Source organism: Vibrio sp. 05-20-BW147, from assembly GCF_013369385.1.
Taxonomy (GTDB): domain Bacteria; phylum Pseudomonadota; class Gammaproteobacteria; order Enterobacterales; family Vibrionaceae; genus Vibrio; species Vibrio floridensis.
This window is the reverse complement of record NZ_SZTO01000003.1, coordinates 194,306-213,118: the sequence shown is the minus strand read 5'-3', so window position 1 is coordinate 213,118 and position 18,813 is coordinate 194,306. Positions and strand designations below refer to the sequence as shown.

Annotated in this window: 19 protein-coding genes; 13 read left to right on the top strand and 6 right to left on the bottom strand. The window is 46.8% G+C overall.

Annotated features, from left to right (window positions below; all coding sequences use genetic code 11):
• Positions 1-46: 46 nt before the first annotated feature.
• From luxU to uvrB, 3 genes are all read right to left on the bottom strand, one after another.
• Positions 47-394 carry a quorum-sensing phosphorelay protein LuxU gene (gene luxU / locus FC652_RS03750; RefSeq protein ID WP_176297527.1) on the bottom strand — a complete coding sequence of 116 codons (348 nt, stop codon included), beginning with the start codon at positions 392-394 and terminating at the stop codon, positions 47-49.
• A complete protein-coding gene (gene luxO / locus FC652_RS03745) occupies positions 394-1,794 on the bottom strand; it encodes a quorum-sensing sigma-54 dependent transcriptional regulator LuxO (RefSeq protein ID WP_176297526.1) in 1,401 nt (466 codons plus the stop codon). The genes luxU and luxO overlap by 1 nt, the downstream gene beginning before the upstream one ends.
• 274 nt (positions 1,795-2,068) lie before the next feature.
• The gene (uvrB, locus tag FC652_RS03740; RefSeq protein ID WP_176297525.1) at positions 2,069-4,099 is read right to left on the bottom strand and encodes an excinuclease ABC subunit UvrB; all 2,031 of its coding nucleotides are present in this window, start codon (positions 4,097-4,099) and stop codon (positions 2,069-2,071) included.
• A gap of 885 nt (positions 4,100-4,984) precedes the next feature.
• On the opposite strand from uvrB, the gene rsxA reads away from it, so the two are divergent.
• The 9 genes from rsxA (at position 4,985) to FC652_RS03695 (ending at position 12,937) form a co-directional block, all read left to right on the top strand.
• Positions 4,985-5,563: an electron transport complex subunit RsxA gene (gene rsxA, locus FC652_RS03735; protein ID WP_011080895.1), complete on the top strand. Its 579-nt coding sequence runs from the start codon at positions 4,985-4,987 to the stop codon at positions 5,561-5,563.
• A gap of 1 nt (position 5,564) precedes the next feature.
• Positions 5,565-6,161 (top strand): electron transport complex subunit RsxB, encoded by a 597-nt coding sequence (gene rsxB, locus FC652_RS03730; RefSeq protein ID WP_011080896.1) that lies wholly within the window; start codon positions 5,565-5,567, stop codon positions 6,159-6,161.
• 12 nt (positions 6,162-6,173) lie between these two features.
• Positions 6,174-8,816: an electron transport complex subunit RsxC gene (rsxC, locus tag FC652_RS03725; protein ID WP_176297524.1), complete on the top strand. Its 2,643-nt coding sequence runs from the start codon at positions 6,174-6,176 to the stop codon at positions 8,814-8,816.
• On the top strand, positions 8,816-9,883 hold the full coding sequence (rsxD, locus tag FC652_RS03720; RefSeq protein WP_131069960.1) for an electron transport complex subunit RsxD: 1,068 nt from the start codon (positions 8,816-8,818) through the stop codon (positions 9,881-9,883). The genes rsxC and rsxD overlap by 1 nt, the downstream gene beginning before the upstream one ends.
• A gap of 15 nt (positions 9,884-9,898) precedes the next feature.
• Positions 9,899-10,534, top strand: coding sequence for an electron transport complex subunit RsxG (gene rsxG, locus FC652_RS03715; RefSeq protein WP_176297523.1), 636 nt, complete (start codon positions 9,899-9,901; stop codon positions 10,532-10,534).
• On the top strand, positions 10,527-11,219 hold the full coding sequence (locus FC652_RS03710) for an electron transport complex subunit E (protein ID WP_011080900.1): 693 nt from the start codon (positions 10,527-10,529) through the stop codon (positions 11,217-11,219). Before rsxG ends, FC652_RS03710 begins: the two co-directional genes overlap by 8 nt.
• 71 nt (positions 11,220-11,290) lie before the next feature.
• Positions 11,291-11,932, top strand: coding sequence for an endonuclease III (gene nth, locus FC652_RS03705; protein ID WP_080538126.1), 642 nt, complete (start codon positions 11,291-11,293; stop codon positions 11,930-11,932).
• A gap of 24 nt (positions 11,933-11,956) precedes the next feature.
• Complete coding sequence (gene gloA, locus FC652_RS03700) at positions 11,957-12,373, top strand: lactoylglutathione lyase (protein WP_011080902.1); 417 nt, start codon at positions 11,957-11,959, stop codon at positions 12,371-12,373.
• Positions 12,374-12,502: 129 nt separating this feature from the next.
• Positions 12,503-12,937 (top strand): DUF2753 domain-containing protein, encoded by a 435-nt coding sequence (locus tag FC652_RS03695; protein WP_011080903.1) that lies wholly within the window; start codon positions 12,503-12,505, stop codon positions 12,935-12,937.
• On the opposite strand, the gene FC652_RS03690 is transcribed toward FC652_RS03695, so the two are convergent.
• Positions 12,934-13,815: an OmpA family protein gene (locus FC652_RS03690; protein WP_026050796.1), complete on the bottom strand. Its 882-nt coding sequence runs from the start codon at positions 13,813-13,815 to the stop codon at positions 12,934-12,936. The genes FC652_RS03695 and FC652_RS03690 overlap by 4 nt on opposite strands.
• 198 nt (positions 13,816-14,013) lie before the next feature.
• On the opposite strand from FC652_RS03690, the gene rnt reads away from it, so the two are divergent.
• Both rnt and FC652_RS03680 read left to right on the top strand, forming a co-directional pair.
• Positions 14,014-14,667, top strand: coding sequence for a ribonuclease T (rnt, locus tag FC652_RS03685; protein WP_130250160.1), 654 nt, complete (start codon positions 14,014-14,016; stop codon positions 14,665-14,667).
• A gap of 28 nt (positions 14,668-14,695) precedes the next feature.
• The gene (locus FC652_RS03680) at positions 14,696-16,021 is read left to right on the top strand and encodes a Na+/H+ antiporter family protein (RefSeq protein WP_011080906.1); all 1,326 of its coding nucleotides are present in this window, start codon (positions 14,696-14,698) and stop codon (positions 16,019-16,021) included.
• 132 nt (positions 16,022-16,153) lie between these two features.
• On the opposite strand, the gene FC652_RS03675 is transcribed toward FC652_RS03680, so the two are convergent.
• The gene (locus FC652_RS03675; protein ID WP_176297522.1) at positions 16,154-16,783 is read right to left on the bottom strand and encodes a DsbA family protein; all 630 of its coding nucleotides are present in this window, start codon (positions 16,781-16,783) and stop codon (positions 16,154-16,156) included.
• Between the two features lie 108 nt (positions 16,784-16,891).
• Positions 16,892-17,230, bottom strand: coding sequence for a Grx4 family monothiol glutaredoxin (locus FC652_RS03670; RefSeq protein WP_013572123.1), 339 nt, complete (start codon positions 17,228-17,230; stop codon positions 16,892-16,894).
• 300 nt (positions 17,231-17,530) lie between these two features.
• Between FC652_RS03670 and sodB the strand changes: the two genes are divergently transcribed.
• Together sodB and FC652_RS03660 are read left to right on the top strand one after the other, a co-directional pair.
• Positions 17,531-18,115, top strand: coding sequence for a superoxide dismutase [Fe] (gene sodB, locus FC652_RS03665; protein ID WP_013572124.1), 585 nt, complete (start codon positions 17,531-17,533; stop codon positions 18,113-18,115).
• A gap of 121 nt (positions 18,116-18,236) precedes the next feature.
• The gene (locus FC652_RS03660; protein ID WP_176297521.1) at positions 18,237-18,740 is read left to right on the top strand and encodes a VC2046/SO_2500 family protein; all 504 of its coding nucleotides are present in this window, start codon (positions 18,237-18,239) and stop codon (positions 18,738-18,740) included.
• Positions 18,741-18,813 lie beyond the last annotated feature (73 nt).

The window sequence follows — 18,813 nt, the reverse complement described above, 5'->3', positions numbered from 1 at the left end:
GCAGCCCTAATAAAAAACGGCTCTTTAAATAAGGAGCCGTTTTTGATCAGAATATTTTTGCCTGCCAAGCTAAATAGGCGTGTCGGGTGTTGTGTAAGTGATCAATCATCGCAACGACATCGACCATCTCTTCAAAATCATCATTCTGCTTTGCTCTGGCGTCAATCTCAACCGCATACGCACATAATGAATCAGCTCCAAAGCTGGCTGCACTGCTCTTTAGAGCATGACTGATCTCTTTCAAGTAACTGAGTTTATCGCTGTAAGTCGCGTCACAAAGTACCTTGAGATAGCTTTCTAACTCACCCAAAAAAATCTCCAATAACATCGGCACATTTTCTTGACCAATTTCTTCACTGAGCGAAGCAATTTTCTTCTGGTTTAATAATTCCATTAGGCTTTCTGTTTTTCTTCTTTCACGTTCCACGCTTGCAATTTGCGATAAATGGTTGAAGGGCTAACATCTAAATAACCTGCGGCTCGTGGAATATTGCCGTCACAAGCTTTAATCGCCTGTTCTATCGCCATTTTTTCAGTGATCCACAAAGGGCAAATATCGGTCACTGAAATCAAATCCTCAGAAAGCTGTAGGGCCATGTCCTTGCGCTCAAACGGTTGGTTGAGCGGAGGTGGCAGCATTTCCATGGTAATTTCTTTACCATTATTCAGTACCACAATGTTTCTCAGTACGTTTTGTAACTGACGAACATTGCCCGGCCATTCGTATTCGTTAAAACGGTCAATGACTGGTTGAGAAAAACGCACAAAATTCTTCCCTTCTTCATGTGACATATAGCCTAGTAGAGAATAGGCAATTTCGATCACATCCTCGCCGCGCTCACGCAGAGGCGGAAGGTGAAGAGGAATCACGTACAAACGATAATACAAATCCTCACGAAAACGCCCTTCTTGCACTTCTTTCCAAGGATCTCGGTTGGTCGCGCAGACAAATCGTACATCGACACTCTTCATTTTGGACGAACCAACCTTTTGGAAGGTGCCGGTTTGAATAAAACGCAACAACTTGGTTTGCAAATCCAAGTCCATTTCACACAGCTCATCCAGGAAAAGCGTGCCGCCATCGGCCAGTTCTGCAGCGCCCTGGCGATCGGTCGCCGCACCGGTAAACGCCCCTTTGACGTGACCAAACAGCTCACTTTCAATCAAATCTTTAGGAATGGCTGCACAGTTAATAGCTATAAATGGTTTATCGCCTCGTCGGCTGGCGGCGTGTATCGCTTCTGCACACACCTCTTTACCTGTACCACTTTCACCCGTGATAAAGATGCTTGCTTTACTGCTCGCCGCCGAGTCAATGGTTCGATAGACCTGCTGCATTTTTTGACTACTACCGATAAAGCCTTGATAGTTCTGACTTCCTGCACTGTCTGAATCATTTTTTAGCTTGCTCGCTTTGCGGATGGCATTGTTCACCGTGACCCGAAGCCTGTCAGCTTCACAGGGTTTGATCAAGAAATCCTGAGAACCATGTCGCATCGCTTCCACAGCAGTGTCAATTGACCCATGTGCGGTCATGAAAATAATGGGAACATCTGGGTGACTCGCTTTTACGGCGTGCAATACGTCCATACCTGTCATATCCGGCAGACGTAAGTCCAACAAGATTAGATCGGGAATTCGATGTTTAAGACTATCGATAGCATCGCGGCCAGTCCCCACAATATTAATATCGATACCCAAAGGCATTAAATAGGAACGGTACAGGGCTGCTACTGAGGCGGTATCCTCTACCATAAGCAAATAGCGCTGCTTCGTTGTGGTGATTTGTTGCATAGTCTAGCCAATTGTTATTTGTGTTTTGGATAATAATCGCATTGCGCGATGCATTTTGCAAATTTCAATTGTATTTTATCGCCACACACACCATTTTTGCGCTACTTAGCGTGCTTACAACTGGCATAAACCATGCAGTACAAAAGATGGCCCCTCGGGTCACCTAGCCAACTGACGTTGTTAGTGAACCTAGTGTTCACAATTGATAGCCAATAGTAAAAATGACTGTTGGCTTTTTTTTGTTCACTTCAAGCGCTAATTCACCACGCTCTGGTTAGCTGTTAGCAATAAACTGCTGGCGCAACTTTTCAATTTCATCACGCTTCTGCGCGGCTAACTCAAATTCCAAATCCTGAGCGTGTTTGTACATTTGCGCTTCCAGTTTTGTGATTTCTTTTTCCAGTTGCTGTGGCGTCAACACATTATAGGATTGTGATGGTTCAGCCACTTTCGACAACGGCACCGTTTTGCTCACTTTCTGCTTGCGGGATTTCGTAATATCGCCCAGCTCCATGATATCTTTGATATTACGCTTCAAGGCTTGAGGCTGAATGCCCATCTTTTCATTGTGCGCTTGCTGTTTCTCACGGCGTCGTTCCGTTTCATCCATCGCTTTCTTCATCGATTTGGTGATGGAGTCTGCATACAAGATCGCTTTACCATGGAGGTTACGGGCTGCACGGCCAATGGTCTGAATCAATGAGCGCTCTGAACGTAAAAAGCCTTCTTTATCAGCATCGAGAATCGCAACCAAAGACACTTCGGGCATGTCGAGGCCCTCGCGTAACAAGTTAATCCCCACCAACACATCGAACTCCCCTAGCCTCAAGTCACGAATGATCTCCACTCGTTCAACCGTGTCGATATCAGAGTGTAGGTAACGCACTTTCACATCGTGCTCATGCAAGTATTCAGTTAGATCTTCCGCCATACGTTTGGTCAGTGTTGTCACTAACACGCGTTCATCTTTCACCGCGCGGATGCGGATCTCAGAAAGCAGATCATCCACTTGAGTCGCCACTGGTCGCACTTCCAGTACAGGATCGAGCAATCCGGTCGGACGCACCACTTGGTCAGCAATTTCGCCCGCACTTTTCTCTAGTTCGTAATTACCCGGAGTGGCTGAAACGAAAATAGTTTGTGGCGCAAGCGCTTCGAACTCTTCAAATTTCAATGGTCGATTGTCCAATGCTGAAGGCAAACGGAAACCATATTCAACCAAGGTCTCTTTCCGTGAGCGGTCACCTTTATACATTGCGCCAATTTGTGGCACTGTCACGTGAGATTCATCAATGATCAACAAACCGTCGTGTGGTAAGTAGTCAAATAACGTTGGAGGCGGCTCACCTTCCGCTCGACCGCTGAGATAACGCGAGTAGTTTTCGATGCCAGAGCAGAATCCCAGCTCATTCATCATTTCAATATCGAATTGGGTACGCTGACTAATACGTTGCTCTTCCAACAATTTATTGTTGTCACGCAAGTAAGTTTGTCGCTCACGCAGCTCTTGTTTGATGTTTTCAATCGCCTGCAGAATACGCTCTCGAGGTGTGACGTAGTGAGTCTTAGGGTAAATCGTAAAGCGGGGTAAATCGCGTTGTTTGACCACTCCGGTCAGTGGATCAAACACACTGATGCAGTCGATCTCATCATCAAACATCTCGATGCGCACCGCATCTTGGTCCGATTCAGCCGGAAAAACGTCGATCACCTCTCCGCGCACGCGAAATTGGCCTCGTTCAAAAGCAATATCGTTACGGCTATATTGCAGCTCAGCCAAACGGCGCAGTATGTCGCGTTGATCCATCACATCACCACGGCGTATATGCAACATCATTTGCAGGTAGGCCTCGGGATCACCCAAACCATAAATAGCCGAAACAGAGGCGACGATAATGGCGTCTTTTCGCTCCAATAACGCTTTGGTGGCAGATAAACGCATTTGTTCAATATGAGCGTTGACCGATGAGTCCTTCTCTATAAAGGTGTCGGTGGTTGGCACATAGGCTTCAGGTTGGTAATAATCGTAGTAAGAGACAAAATATTCGACCGCGTTATTGGGGAAAAACGCTTTCATCTCACCGTAAAGTTGGGCGGCAAGGGTTTTGTTTGGCGCAAGCAGGATTGCTGGGCGTTGCGCTTGAGCAATCACATTCGCCAAGGTAAATGTTTTACCGGATCCCGTCACCCCGAGTAAGGTTTGGTGAGCCAAGCCAGCATCCAACCCTTCTGTCAGTTGTTTGATCGCCGTTGGTTGATCTCCCGATGGCGCATAGTCAGAAACCAGATCGTAAAGTTTGCTCATTTTTCCTCTCACTACTGCACAACGTAAAAACTGTATAAATATACACTCCCATATCAAAGAAACATAGAAGCAATTTTCGACTGTGTACGCTTGATAGATCGTGCCGAACATGTTCGATAAAACGCTGTCAATTGTATTGTGGAACAGCCTAACGATTACATGACATTTTTCTAGCTTATCAATTTCAGTTCTGTTATTCTCCTACGCCCTACTAGCGCTCTCATCACTAACCTAGTCGTAATACCATCCACATCTTTTCCCCATCAGCACCCTTTTAAATGAGCCTTTACTAAATTACCACTTATTTATCCACATCAAGACACACCTCTACAGATATAAAATAAAGTCTGAATATCATTACCTTATAAGAAAATCACACACGCTTACCTTTAGAGCTTAAACTCAAATTCAAGCCTCGCAGTACATTGCTCAAGATTAACTCACACAGTTATCCACAATTTTGGTGGATAAGTAAAGCAAGACCAAACCCTACAAGGGGTTCAGGAAAGTAAAGTGTTTTTTTTGCTTTTTTTTGACAGCAAATCTCAATATCAGTATTGACACGTATAGCGCTGCTCGTTAGCGATCGCACCACTTTCACTCAAGGCCATCATCCTCCTTACCTAAGCTGACAGAGCGACGAAGTTTGCTCCCTGCGCCGCGGAGTTGAGCCCAGCTGGCGGAGACGAACTTTTTCAAAACAACCCTTCTTGGTATCGGGTGTTTTGTTCATTTGCAGCGCCATATTTTTTCTTGCCCTAAACAAACGAACCGATTACGAAGTATAAAATTCCGTCAGCTACTCAAAACCTTACCTTTCATTGGTTGTTATTACCCGGACAAAGCACGATAATATCGGGATCGGATTTGCAGAACGTAATAATTATGACCGAATATATTTTGTTGTTGATTGGCACCGTCCTCGTAAACAACTTTGTACTGGTGAAGTTTCTCGGATTGTGTCCCTTCATGGGCGTGTCAAAAAAATTGGAAACCGCAATTGGTATGGGCTTGGCAACGACCTTTGTCCTTACTATGGCTTCCGTGTGCGCTTATCTTGTTGAAAGCTACATTCTTGAGCCATTGCACATCGAATACCTACGAACCATGAGCTTTATTTTGGTGATTGCGGTGGTGGTCCAGTTTACGGAAATGGTGGTTCACAAGACCAGCCCAACCCTCTATCGCCTGCTGGGTATTTTTCTACCTTTGATTACCACCAACTGTGCCGTGTTGGGGGTTGCTCTACTGAATATCAATGAAAACCACTCGTTTGTTGAATCCATCATCTATGGTTTTGGTGCAGCGGTTGGTTTTTCTTTAGTACTGATTCTGTTTGCTTCGATGCGTGAGCGCATTTCTGCAGCGGATGTGCCTGCGCCTTTTAAAGGGGCTTCCATTGCGATGATTACTGCAGGATTAATGTCGCTAGCGTTTATGGGCTTTACGGGGTTGGTGAAATAAGATGACAACCATCATGATTGCCGTGCTAGCCATTGCACTGCTGGCTACGCTATTTGGCGCTATCCTTGGTTTTGCCTCAATTCGCTTTAAAGTCGAAGCGGATCCAATCGTGGATCAAATCGATGCCATATTGCCACAAACGCAATGTGGTCAGTGTGGCTATCCTGGTTGCCGTCCTTACGCAGAAGCCATCGCGAATGGAGACAGCATCAATAAGTGCCCACCAGGAGGCCAAGCGACCATTGAGAAACTGGCCGATCTTATGGGCGTTGAAGCGGAAGAATCCGCCCATGATCTTGAAGGCAAAGTGAAAAAAGTCGCGTTTATCCACGAAGACATGTGTATTGGTTGCACCAAGTGCATCCAAGCCTGTCCGGTCGATGCTATTGTTGGTGGAACCAAAGCTCTACATACGGTCATTAAAGATGAATGTACGGGCTGCGATTTATGCGTGGCGCCTTGCCCGACAGACTGTATTGAAATGATTCCTCTGGAGACAACCACGGAAACATGGAAGTGGCAGCTTAATGCTATACCTGTGGTCAATATTTCCGAAGCTAACCCTAACTCTGCCACCAGCAGAGATCAGAATAACTAAAGGGCAAAGAAGATGTTGTCTTTAATTGAACAAATTCGTACAGGCGCGCTTTGGGATTTTCCAGGTGGTGTTCATCCTGCGGAAAACAAACGCCAGTCAAACCAGCAGCCTTTGGTGCACGCAGCGCTAGCCAATGAGATTGTGTTACCGCTCAAACAACACATCGGCAAACCGGGAAACATCTTGGTCAACGTAGGCGATCACGTCTTAAAAGGGCAATTGCTCACCCAATCGAATGCCGGTTTTACACTTCCAATTCACGCCTCGACTTCCGGAACCATAACAGCTATTGAAACACGCACAGTGGCGCACCCTTCTGGTTTGAGCGAAATGTGTGTGGTCATCACGCCAGATGGCCAAGATACTTGGTGTGAAAAACAACCTGTCATCGATTATTCACAACAAAACAGCGACTATCTTTTGGATGTGATTCGCATGGCGGGCATTTCCGGAATGGGAGGCGCAGGCTTTCCGACCGCGAAAAAAATCCAATCTGGCTTAGGCCGAACAGAAATTTTGATTGTCAACGCGGCAGAATGTGAACCGTACATCACCGCAGACGACAAGCTTTTGCAAGAACACGCGGAAGAGGTTCTACAAGGTATCGAAATTGTAGAACACATTTTGCAGCCTAAACTTACCATCATCGGAATTGAAGATAACAAACCCGAAGCAATTAAAGCCCTTGAATCAGCCGCACAAAATAGAGACATCGTTATTCGTGTTATCCCCACCAAGTACCCCTCTGGTGGCGAAAAGCAGCTGATTAAGGTTCTGACAAATAAAGAAGTTCCCGCGGGCGGTATTCCTGCGGATATTGGCATCCTTGTTCAAAATGTCGGATCGCTGTACGCGATTAAGCGCGCGGTAATGGACGGCGAACCAATGGTCAATCGAGTCGTCACCTTAACGGGCAACACCTTCGAGACACCACGTAACGTTTGGGTACCGCTGGGCACACCAGTACATGCTTTATTAGAACAATTTGGCTACCAAGCAGACAAAAAGTTACCACGTTTGATCATGGGCGGTCCGATGATGGGCTTTAGCCTGCCTCATGCAAACGTTCCGATCACCAAAACGTCCAACTGTATTTTGGCTCCAACCCGCAAAGAGATTTCTCCTGCGGGTTACGAAATGGAATGTATTCGCTGCGGCGCATGCGCTGAAGCTTGTCCTGCTTCACTGCTTCCTCAGCAGCTACAATGGCACGCTAAAGCCGAAGAGTTCGACAAGTGTGAAGAGCTAAACTTAAAAGATTGTATCGAATGTGGCGCTTGTGCCTTTGTGTGCCCAAGTGAAATCCCGCTTGTCAGCTATTATCGTCAAGCTAAAGCCGAAATTCGGACGCGCGCTCAAGAAGCTGACGCAGCAGAACGTGCCAAACTGCGCTTTGAAGAGAAAAAAGCACGCATGGAGCGCGAAAAAGAAGAACGCGAGAATCGCTTTAAGAAAGCCGCGGAAGATCGCCGTAAGGAAATGAAATCCACGGGAGGCGACGACGCCATTGCCGCCGCCATCGCTCGTGTTAAAGCGCAAAAAACTCAAGATAGCGAGCAAACACCAAGCGTTAAACCGGCAGTTGCTGCAGCCATTGCCAAAGCAAAAGCCAAACAAGCCGCCGCAGCTGACTCCGGTTCGTCTGAACCAGACAATTCAGAAATGGTGAAGTTACGCGAAGAACGTAAGCGTCTTGCTCGCGAGCGAAAAGCAGAGAAAGAGCAATCTAAAACCCCAGACTCTGAAGAGCAAGGGGATAAAAAATCTGCCGTTGCCGCCGCCATTGCAAGAGCAAAAGCGAAAAAAGCGCAGCAACCACCACTTGCTTCATCCGAATCATCGGCGGATGAACCTGAAGATAAGAAAGCCGCTGTTGCTGCAGCGATTGCTCGCGCCAAAGCACGAAAAGCGCAGCAAACAGACGAACCTGCACCTGAGCAAAACCGCGAAGAATCGCAAGCAGCAGAAGACGATCCTAAGAAAGCGGCCGTCGCCGCGGCGATTGCCCGTGCCAAAGCACGAAAAGCGCAGCAAATAGACGAACCTGCACCTGAGCAAAACCGCGAAGAATCGCAACCAGCAGAAGACGATCCGAAGAAAGCGGCAGTCGCTGCGGCGATTGCTCGCGCCAAAGCGCGAAAAGCGCAGCAAACAGACGAATCTGCACCAGAGCAAAACCGCGAAGAATTGCAACCAACAGAAGACGATCCGAAGAAAGCGGCAGTCGCTGCGGCGATTGCTCGTGCCAAAGCACGAAAAGCGCAGCAAACAAGCGAGCCGGCTCCTGAGCAAAACCGTGAAGAATCGCAACCAGCAGAGGACGATCCTAAGAAAGCGGCAGTCGCTGCGGCGATTGCTCGTGCCAAAGCACGAAAAGCGCAGCAAACAGACGAACCTGCACCTGAGCAAAACCGCGAAGAATCGCAACCAGCAGAAGACGATCCGAAGAAAGCGGCAGTCGCTGCGGCGATTGCTCGTGCCAAAGCACGAAAAGCGCAGCAAACAGACGAACCTGCACCTGAGCAAAACCGCGAAGAATCGCAACCAGCAGAAGACGATCCGAAGAAAGCGGCCGTCGCTGCGGCGATTGCTCGTGCCAAAGCGCGTAAAGCTCAACAAGCAGAACAAAAACAAAATACTGAGGAGAACGAGTAATGTCGTTTTTTATTGCGAGCTCACCACACGCCCACAGTCGCAAAAGCACCCCAGATTTAATGAAATGGGTAGCACTATGTGCGTTACCCGGATTGTTGGCGCAAACCTACTTTTTTGGTTGGGGCACATTAGTTCAACTCATTTTGGCAATCACCATCGCGTTATCTTTAGAAGCACTCGTGATGCTATTAAGAAAACGTCCACCAATGCGAGCGCTACGCGATCATAGTGCTCTGGTCACCGCTTGGTTACTGGCCGTCGCCATCCCCCCAATGGCCCCTTGGTGGATCATCACAATTGGCCTTTTGTTTGCGATCGTGATTGCAAAGCATCTCTATGGTGGTCTAGGGCAAAACCCGTTCAACCCTGCCATGATAGCTTATGTGGTACTGCTGATTTCCTTCCCAGTGCAAATGACCAGTTGGAGTGCTCCTCTACCTCTGATTGAAGCAGGACACGAAGTGGCCAAAGATCCAGTGACATTCGGAGATCTTCTTTCCCTGATCTTTACCGGACTCACTATCGATGGTTCTTCTCTGCAACAAGTTCGTGCAGGCATCGATGGCATTACCACGGCAACGCCGCTTGATGCTTTCAAAACTGGTCTGCACAGCGGAGCGACATCGTCAGAAATTCTCAGCCAACCTATTTTTGAAGGTTTTGCCGGTGTGGGCTGGCAATGGGTTAACCTTGCCTACTTGGCGGGTGGTCTGATTTTGCTCAAGCAACGCGTTATCCAATGGCATATTCCTGTCGGATTTTTAGGTGCGTTGCTTGTGATGAGCAGCTTTTTCTCCCTGTTCTTCCCTGGTGAAACGGCATCACCACTGTTTCATCTCCTTTCCGGTGCGACGATGCTTGGCGCATTCTTTATTGCAACGGATCCCGTATCCGCTTCAACAACAATAAAGGGGCGTATCCTCTTTGGGGCGATCATCGGTACTCTCGTCTTTATCATACGTAGCTGGGGAGGCTTCCCAGACGGTGTGGCATTTGCAGTGTTATTGGCCAACATGTGTGTACCTTTGATCGATTACTACACCAAACCAAGAACTTACGGGCACTAAAAGGCAGGAAATGAAATGTTAAACGCAATACGAAAGAACGGTTTAACACTAGCAATATTTGCCTGTGCTACCACAGGGCTAGTGGCCATGACGCAATATTTAACTAAGGACCAAATCACACTTCAGGAGCAAAAGCAGCTCTCTTCGGTCCTTAATCAAGTCATCCCGGAAAGTGCACATGACAACTTATTGTTTGAATCTTGTACATTGGTGAGCGATTCCGCGCTAGGCTCCGATAAGGCGATGACAGCCTATATTGCTACACGTAATGGCCAAGCCACCGCCATTGCTATTGAGTCCATAGCACCAGATGGCTACAACGGTGCCATTAAGATCATTACGGGTATCGATACCAGCGGTACCGTGCTTGGCACGCGCGTACTTAGCCACCAAGAAACTCCAGGGTTAGGCGACAAGATTGACCTTAGAGTGACAGATTGGATCACCAGTTTCACCGGAAAACAGTTAAATGATGGCAACTATAACAGTTGGAAAGTGCGTAAAGATGGTGGAGAATTTGACCAGTTTACCGGCGCGACCATTACACCTCGTGCGGTTGTTAAAGCGGTGCGCAACACCGTTGAGTTCGTCAATACCCATCGTGAACAGATTCTGAATCAACCACTTAACTGTGGAGGCCACTATGAGTGAGCATAAAAAATTACTTAAAAATGGCATGTGGGACAACAACCCTGCACTGGTCCAGCTACTTGGTCTGTGTCCGCTACTGGCGGTATCGTCAACCGTCACCAACGCACTTGGTCTCGGCATAGCAACATTATTGGTTCTCGTTGGCTCCAACGTCACTGTTTCTCTGATTCGTAACTACGTACCAAAAGAAATTCGTATTCCGGTATTCGTTATGATCATTGCCTCACTGGTCACGTGCGTTCAATTACTGATGAACGCCTACGCCTATGGCTTATACCTATCATTGGGCATTTTCATTCCTTTGATTGTGACCAACTGCATCATCATCGGCCGTGCTGAAGCGTACGCATCAAAAAATGATCCTTTGCCTGCGGCATTAGATGGCTTTTGGATGGGCATGGGTATGACCACCGTGCTTGTCGTTTTGGGCGCAATGCGCGAAATCATCGGCAACGGAACCCTTTTCGATGGCGCAGATCTTCTGCTGGGTGAATGGGCGAGCGCACTGCGGATTCAGGTATTCCAATTTGACAGTAGCTTCCTACTGGCACTGTTACCGCCCGGGGCATTTATTGGTGTCGGCCTGCTCATCGCGTTGAAAAATGTCATCGATACACAGTTGAAAGCTCGCCAACCTAAACAGGAAAAACCCGCGATTGAACGCGCACGCGTGACTAACGCGTAAGTCACTGTCTAGGCTCATCAAAATATGCACCGCTAGAGTGCCCATGAGCCTAGAACAACTGGAAGTCAGCAATGAATAAAGACAAACGCATACAAATTCTCGAACGATTACGAGAAAACAACCCCAACCCACAAACCGAACTCAATTGGAACTCCCCTTTTGAGCTGTTGATAGCGGTTTTGTTATCAGCACAAGCAACGGATGTCAGTGTCAATAAAGCCACAGACAAACTGTTCCCTGTCGCCAACACCCCTCAAGCGATGTTGGATCTCGGGGTGGAAGGTCTGAAAGAGTACATTAAGACCATTGGCCTGTTTAATTCCAAAGCGGAAAACACCATCAAAACGTGTCGCATTCTGCTCGAAAAACACAACGGTGAAGTCCCTGAAGACCGAGACGCTCTTGAAGCACTGCCCGGGGTTGGGCGCAAAACCGCCAATGTGGTGCTCAACACCGCCTTTGGCTGGCCAACCATCGCTGTCGATACTCATATTTACCGCGTTTCCAATCGCACAAAGTTTGCCCTAGGCAAAAACGTGGATGACGTCGAGCAAAAGTTACTTAAAGTGGTACCAAAAGAGTTTAAACTCGATGTCCACCACTGGTTGATTTTGCATGGACGCTACACCTGTATTGCACGCAAGCCTCGCTGTGGCAGTTGCATCATTGAAGACCTGTGCGAATTTAAAGAAAAAGTCTACCCAGAGAATTAATCTCTATCTGTAAGGAGCATAACAATGTCAAATGGTCGCATTCTTCACACTATGTTGCGTGTGGGTAATTTAGATAAATCGATTCAGTTCTACACCGAAGTTATGGGCATGCAATTGCTTCGTACCAATGAAAACAAAGAGTATGAATATACTTTGGCGTTTCTAGGTTACGGTGACGAATCACAAGGCGCAGTCATCGAGTTAACTTACAACTGGGGTAAAACGGAGTACGACCTCGGCAGTGCATTTGGTCACATCGCGATTGGCGTCGACGACATTTATGTTACTTGCGATGCCATCAAAGCCGCTGGCGGTAATGTGACTCGCGAACCTGGCCCAGTAAAAGGCGGCACAACCCACATCGCTTTTGTGAAAGATCCTGATGGCTATATGATTGAGCTGATCCAAAACAAACAAGCATCAGCAGGTTTAGAAGGCTAATCGCCACGTCAATATGGCGGAATAGCAACGAGGAGGCTAAAGCCTCCTCTTTTGATCTTAATCATGAAACTTTACATGATAATAATTTTCATTTAGATTAATCCCAATTTTGCTAACTGGGATAAGCACATGATCAGTGAATGGGAAAAACACACGTTGCTCGCCGATACCGCGCTGCAACTTGACGATCCAATTCGTAGTATTTTGCACTATCAACAAGCCTACAATTTGAGCGAAGACATCATTGCTTCCTCAACGGTAGAAGCCGACGACAAATTACTGATATCCGTGATCTCGTGCCACAACTTGGCACAATTTTGGCGTTGGGCGGGTGACACCGACTATGAGCTAAAATATCTGCAACTGGCCTCGGAAAAGGTGCTGACCTTAATTCCTCAGTGCCCTCACCACCAATGTGAAAGTTTTATCGAGTCTATTGGCTGCTGCAAAAAAGCGTTGTTCGATTTTTTAAAGCGTCACCCAAACCCAAAGATCGCGCAGCTGGTGGAGAAGATTGACACGGCTACCCATTGCGAAATCATCGCAAAGTTCAAACTCAACTAAACTTCACTTCGCCCCAGTGAAATGACAACGCGGCGGTTTTTATCTTTACCAATAGGCGTTGCGTTGTCTGCAATTGGGCGGCGTTTACCATAACCTTGAACTTGGATACGATCTTCCGGCAGTCCTAGTGCTTTGAAGTAATCTCTCAACGATTCCGCTCTACGCTCCGATAAGTTTTGGCTCACGCTAGTACCATCAGTGGAATCGGTGTAAGTCGAAACCAACACCAAATCAATATCCGAGTTGTAGCGCACGTATTCAGCAATCTGCGACAAGCGCTTTTGCGATGCCTTGGTGAGTTTATCCCCATTGCGTTCATAATGCAGAATAGTGAACGAAATATCTTCAAAGCTGTAAGGCAACAGATTGGCGACACAATCGCTAAATACGTTGTATTTTTGCTGGAACAGAACGGCAGATAGCGCAACTTCAATTCTTTGGTCACGGCTTTGCCAATCTTGATAACTAAACGTCGGATAACGCCCTTTCTCTAACTCAGACAGAATGCCCCATGCCGTTTGCCCACCAACATAACCATTAAACTGTTGAAAGAACTTAATATTAGTAATGCGGTCTGCATTTTCTCCTGGTCGCCATGGAGGCGGCATCGAAATCAAACTCACATTGCGTGTTTCGCCCATAGGTCGACGCATTTTTAGCTCAAAATCCAACACAATTTTTTTACTTGCGCGTGAAGAGAATTCCGCATCACCGTAGTTAGGGATCGGATGCACCAAACGGCATTCCAGCGGTGAATTCATCACCATTTCCCATTGTGATTGCTGCGGGGTGGCAATATAACGCTTCGTCATCGCTGCCGATGGCAATGATGCAAAGGTAGTTAGTACTAAACCACTGGTTATTAGCCACTTTTTCATTATCACTACTTCTCTTACTCGCTCACGGTTGCGTGGCAGACATTTGCCACTACCGGATGAATTCTATCTGACTTACACATTTATGCAAAAACCTCGCCAAATAGGAGCAAAACTTTTGCGGTTTTCTCCTTTTGTAACGTTTTTTTCATAAGGATAATCTGTAATAATGCAGCCTTTGTCACACAAAAATATAGAAACATGACTGTAGAAAACACAGCACTGACCCTGAAAAAACGCTTTCGCGGCTATTTTCCTGTTGTCGTCGATGTTGAAACCGCCGGGTTCAATGCCCAAACGGATGCCCTCTTAGAAATTTGCGCCGTCACACTATCCATGGATGAAAACGGTGATCTTCACCCGGCATCGACCATTCACTTTCATGTTGAGCCCTTTGAGGGGGCAAATCTCGAAAAAGAAGCACTTGAGTTCAACGGCATTCGTGACCCGTTTAGCCCATTACGCGGCGCCGTGACGGAACAAGAAGCGCTAAAAGAGATCTATAAACTCATCCGTAGAGAACAAAAAGCCGCTGATTGTAGCCGCGCCATTATGGTGGCACACAACGCAGCGTTTGACTTAAGTTTCGTTAACGCCGCTAATGAGCGTTGCAAACTTAAACGAGTCCCGTTTCATCCCTTTGCCACTTTCGATACCGCAACGCTCAGTGGCTTAGCTTATGGCCAAACTGTACTGGCGAAAGCGTGTAAAACCGCAGGGATGGAATTTGACAATCGTGAGGCCCACTCGGCGCTTTACGATACCGAAAAAACCGCAGAGCTGTTCTGTGGCATCGTCAATAAATGGAAAGCGCTTGGAGGCTGGCCATTAATTGACGATGAAAACGAAAAATAATAAGTAAACACAACTACCTGAGAAAACTATGAATCCTGTCGTTATATCTGTTTGCGTCATGCTAATTTTAGCCTTGATGCGAGTGAACGTGGTGGTCGCCCTCACGTTCAGTGCCATCGTTGGTGGCCTTGTTGCTGGAATGGGCCTAGGCGATACCATCGCTGCTTTTGAAAGTGGCCTTGGTGGCGGTGCAACCATCGCACTGAGCTACGCCATGTTGGGCACCTTCGCGGTTGCTATTTCAAAATCGGGCATTACTGACCTACTTGCCAGAAGCGTTATTAAGCGCCTTAACGGCAAAGAAAGTGACGCTTCAACCACCGGCTTAAAATACGCTGTTTTGGTCGCGCTCGTACTGGTGACCATGTCATCCCAAAACGTCATTCCTGTCCATATCGCCTTTATTCCCATTTTAATTCCACCTCTATTGGGCGTATTTGCAAAACTCAAACTCGATCGTCGATTGGTCGCTTGTGTGCTGACATTTGGCCTGATTACGCCATACATGGTCTTGCCTGTCGGCTTTGGCGGTATTTTCCTCAATAACATCCTATTGAAGAACCTGCACGATAACGGTTTAGAGAGCGTTGTCGCCAGCCAAGTACCGACCGCAATGCTCCTACCCGGCGCGGGAATGGTGTTTGGTCTTTTGACTGCTATTTTCTTTAGCTACCGTAAACCTCGTGAATACCGTGAAACCGAGCTGACCGTGGTGCATGAAGAAAGCGAAGGCATCAATAAGAAACACATTCTGGTAGCCGCCCTCGGTATCATCGCAGCTCTCAGTGTTCAGCTATACACGGGTTCAATGATCATTGGTGCACTGGCTGGCTTTATGGTCTTCACCTTTGGTGGTGTCATTGCTTGGAAAGAGACTCATGATGTGTTCACTAAAGGTGTTCATATGATGGCAATGATCGGCTTCATCATGATCGCCGCCGCTGGTTTCGCTGCGGTAATGAAACAAACGGGTGGCGTTGAAACACTGGTAGAATCGCTGTCAACCAGCATCGGGGACAACAAAGGCCTCGCCGCTCTTCTTATGCTTGTGGTCGGTCTGCTTGTTACGATGGGGATTGGTTCTTCTTTCTCAACCATTCCAATCTTAGCAACCATCTACGTTCCGCTTTCCATCGCTTTTGGTTTTTCACCGATGGCAACCATCGCGCTTGTGGGTACCGCAGCAGCGCTTGGTGATGCAGGTTCACCCGCTTCTGATTCAACGTTAGGACCAACTTCTGGTTTGAATGCCGACGGGCAACACGAGCACATTTGGGAAACGGTTGTTCCAACCTTTATCCACTACAATATCCCGCTCATTATTTTTGGTTGGATCGCAGCTATGGTGCTGTAAGCACTTTAATACGTTGTACGATCGACAATCACAAAGAAGCCGCTCTGTTGAGCGGCTTTCTCTTTCAATAAAATAGGTTGGTCTTTTTCAGCGTGTCCCGCTGACCTATTCCATCACGCTATTTTCATCACACTATTGAGCGGGAATATTCTCGACAATGCGCTCACGGATCAACTTTAACGTCGGTTCGGTGGAGAGGTAATCGATCTCGATTGGAAAATACGCGTCGTTAATTTGCAATACTAAACTTGGGTAAGCGTTGACGCCTAAGCTTCGAGCTAAACTCAGTTGATCTTCAAAGACACCTTCCAATAAACGCCCCGTCACATCGTTTTCAAACTGTTGAACATTGAGTCCAATTTCTTGCGCAAGCTGGCGATGTGTCGCTTCATCATGTGGCGGCATGGCGCGCAAATAATACGCCTGTTGGATCGCCTCTAGCATTTGCTCATAAGAATCTTGAAAACCTGCGGCAATCACCGCACGACACGCCTGATAGGTACTACGAACTGGTGTACAACGAGTCCAAAACTCATAATTAAATTGAGTCCCTAGGCGCTGTTCAATTTGATGCCAAATGCTTTCAATTTTTTGCTGCATTTCAGGTGGCATCGGCAATGTTGAATCTGGCGCTAAGCCGCCAACCACATACTCAAACTGAATGACTCCAGGTAACTGTTGCTTCAATTTTTCCAAGGTAGGTTTGTATCCCCAGCACCAGCTGCACATAGGATCATGGACGTAATATAGTTTGATTTTCATGGTAGTAACTCAAAAACAAAAAGGAGCCAAACAGCTCCTTCGTATTCTATCTTCGTTTGACGATAACCACTACCGAAACTCTTTCAAGCGCCATAGTGGTTGGCCAAATTATTCCGCGTCGTTGCCCGCTGCGCGTGCTGCCGCTTCTTTGATCAATGGTTGAAGTTCGCCTTTTTGGAACATCTCAATCACGATATCACAACCGCCAATCAACTCACCTTCAACCCATAGTTGTGGGAAAGTAGGCCACTCCGCATATTTTGGCAACTCAGCACGAATATCTGGGTTTTGTAGGATGTCTACATAAGCAAATTTTTCACCACATGCCATCAATGCTTGAGCTGCTTGAGAAGAAAAACCACAGCTTGGTAGCTTTGGAGAACCTTTCATGTAGAGAAGGATTGGGTTTTCTGCGATTTGTTGTTTGATTTTGTCGATAGTTTCCATTGCTTCCTCGTTCACGGAATGACTGCAAATTTTTCGCACATTCTACCTTATTAGTGCAGAATAAAAAGCACATAAAATTAAGGGCTATTGTCCGTACTAGATCCGCATTAGAATGACAAAGAAATTTCATATCAAAAAGCGGATTTTTCCTTTTAATAAAGTAAAAACTTGCTAAACTATAGCGCAAGTCAGTCATATTGACAGTCGATTCGTTGATGAATCATCAAACGGATTGATTTAATTATAAATTCACTGGAAGCAACCGAAGGTAATCCCTTCATATAAATGGAGAATCGAGCAATGGCATTTGAACTACCAGCTCTTCCTTACGCAAAAGACGCGCTTGAGCCACACATCTCTGCAGAAACTCTTGAGTTCCACCACGGCAAACACCACAACACTTACGTTGTGAAACTGAACGGCCTAATTCCTGGTACTGAATTCGAAGGTAAAACTCTAGAAGAGATCATCAAGACTTCTACTGGCGGTATCTTCAACAACGCAGCGCAAGTATGGAACCACACTTTCTACTGGCACTGTCTTGCTCCAAATGCAGGCGGCGAGCCAACAGGTGCAGTTGCAGAAGCGATCAACGCAGCATTCGGTTCATTCGAAGAATTCAAAGCAAAATTCACAGATTCAGCAATCAACAACTTTGGTTCATCTTGGACTTGGTTGGTGAAGAAAGCTGACGGCTCTCTAGCAATCGTTAATACTTCAAATGCGGCAACACCAATCACTGAAGAAGGCGTAACTCCACTACTGACTGTAGACCTATGGGAACACGCTTACTACATCGATTACCGCAACCTACGTCCAGACTACATGAACGGTTTCTGGGCACTGGTTAACTGGGATTTCGTTGCAGAGAACCTAGCGAAATAATTTTCGCCCCTTAAGTTCCAATTTAGTCATACTTGAAAGCCCGCATTAGCGGGCTTTTTGTTTATTTTCCCTAAAGTTATCTGCCGACGTGCCGCTAATAAAGCATCACACGGAGAGCCGCATGCAGATACACACATTAGACAAAGCAAGCATCATTAACGAGCTGAGCTTCGGTAATGGCATTAGCCAAGCCGTTCAGCAAGGACGTCGTGCCGACTTTGCACTGCTGCTTTCGATGTTTTCTGAAGACGCTCGTCACATCACCCCCGTAGAACAAATTGAAACGCAGGAAATGACGGATGCCGTGTTGCGTAAGCAATTTGGTTTGTCTGAACCTCAAAAATTGAGAAGCGATCAATCAAGTTACGCGATTTCTGCAGAACAAGCGAAACAGTTCCACAATGCAGGGCTTCCTTCTGCCAAACTGAGTCACTATCTCAACGCAGAGCCATTAGCTTATATGCCAGAAGAGACGTTTGATCTACCAGAAGAGGTTTATCAAAACCTTTCTGGGCACGAGCGAACAAAACTCGCAACCCCTGAAGTTAAATTGCTACCAGAAGCCGGGTTGTACAACCACCTATCCACTGCACTGGTCAAAGCGAAATTTGCCACCTACGCGTAACACGCTGTTTATCGTTGTATTTACTGGCATGGCACGGATCAACTTTGCTAGACGCTATGCGACAATTTTTCAT

Excerpts from the sequence above, each read along its gene's own strand:
- luxU (WP_176297527.1), bottom strand. The coding sequence starts at position 394 with ATGGAATTATTAAACCAGAAGAAAATTGCTTCGCTCAGTGAAGAAATT.
- luxO (WP_176297526.1), bottom strand. The coding sequence starts at position 1,794 with ATGCAACAAATCACCACAACGAAGCAGCGCTATTTGCTTATGGTAGAG.
- uvrB (WP_176297525.1), bottom strand. The coding sequence starts at position 4,099 with ATGAGCAAACTTTACGATCTGGTTTCTGACTATGCGCCATCGGGAGAT.
- rsxA (WP_011080895.1), top strand. The coding sequence starts at position 4,985 with ATGACCGAATATATTTTGTTGTTGATTGGCACCGTCCTCGTAAACAAC.
- rsxB (WP_011080896.1), top strand. The coding sequence starts at position 5,565 with ATGACAACCATCATGATTGCCGTGCTAGCCATTGCACTGCTGGCTACG.
- rsxC (WP_176297524.1), top strand. The coding sequence starts at position 6,174 with ATGTTGTCTTTAATTGAACAAATTCGTACAGGCGCGCTTTGGGATTTT.
- rsxD (WP_131069960.1), top strand. The coding sequence starts at position 8,816 with ATGTCGTTTTTTATTGCGAGCTCACCACACGCCCACAGTCGCAAAAGC.
- rsxG (WP_176297523.1), top strand. The coding sequence starts at position 9,899 with ATGTTAAACGCAATACGAAAGAACGGTTTAACACTAGCAATATTTGCC.
- FC652_RS03710 (WP_011080900.1), top strand. The coding sequence starts at position 10,527 with ATGAGTGAGCATAAAAAATTACTTAAAAATGGCATGTGGGACAACAAC.
- nth (WP_080538126.1), top strand. The coding sequence starts at position 11,291 with ATGAATAAAGACAAACGCATACAAATTCTCGAACGATTACGAGAAAAC.
- gloA (WP_011080902.1), top strand. The coding sequence starts at position 11,957 with ATGTCAAATGGTCGCATTCTTCACACTATGTTGCGTGTGGGTAATTTA.
- FC652_RS03695 (WP_011080903.1), top strand. The coding sequence starts at position 12,503 with ATGATCAGTGAATGGGAAAAACACACGTTGCTCGCCGATACCGCGCTG.
- FC652_RS03690 (WP_026050796.1), bottom strand. The coding sequence starts at position 13,815 with ATGAAAAAGTGGCTAATAACCAGTGGTTTAGTACTAACTACCTTTGCA.
- rnt (WP_130250160.1), top strand. The coding sequence starts at position 14,014 with ATGACTGTAGAAAACACAGCACTGACCCTGAAAAAACGCTTTCGCGGC.
- FC652_RS03680 (WP_011080906.1), top strand. The coding sequence starts at position 14,696 with ATGAATCCTGTCGTTATATCTGTTTGCGTCATGCTAATTTTAGCCTTG.
- FC652_RS03675 (WP_176297522.1), bottom strand. The coding sequence starts at position 16,783 with ATGAAAATCAAACTATATTACGTCCATGATCCTATGTGCAGCTGGTGC.
- FC652_RS03670 (WP_013572123.1), bottom strand. The coding sequence starts at position 17,230 with ATGGAAACTATCGACAAAATCAAACAACAAATCGCAGAAAACCCAATC.
- sodB (WP_013572124.1), top strand. The coding sequence starts at position 17,531 with ATGGCATTTGAACTACCAGCTCTTCCTTACGCAAAAGACGCGCTTGAG.
- FC652_RS03660 (WP_176297521.1), top strand. The coding sequence starts at position 18,237 with ATGCAGATACACACATTAGACAAAGCAAGCATCATTAACGAGCTGAGC.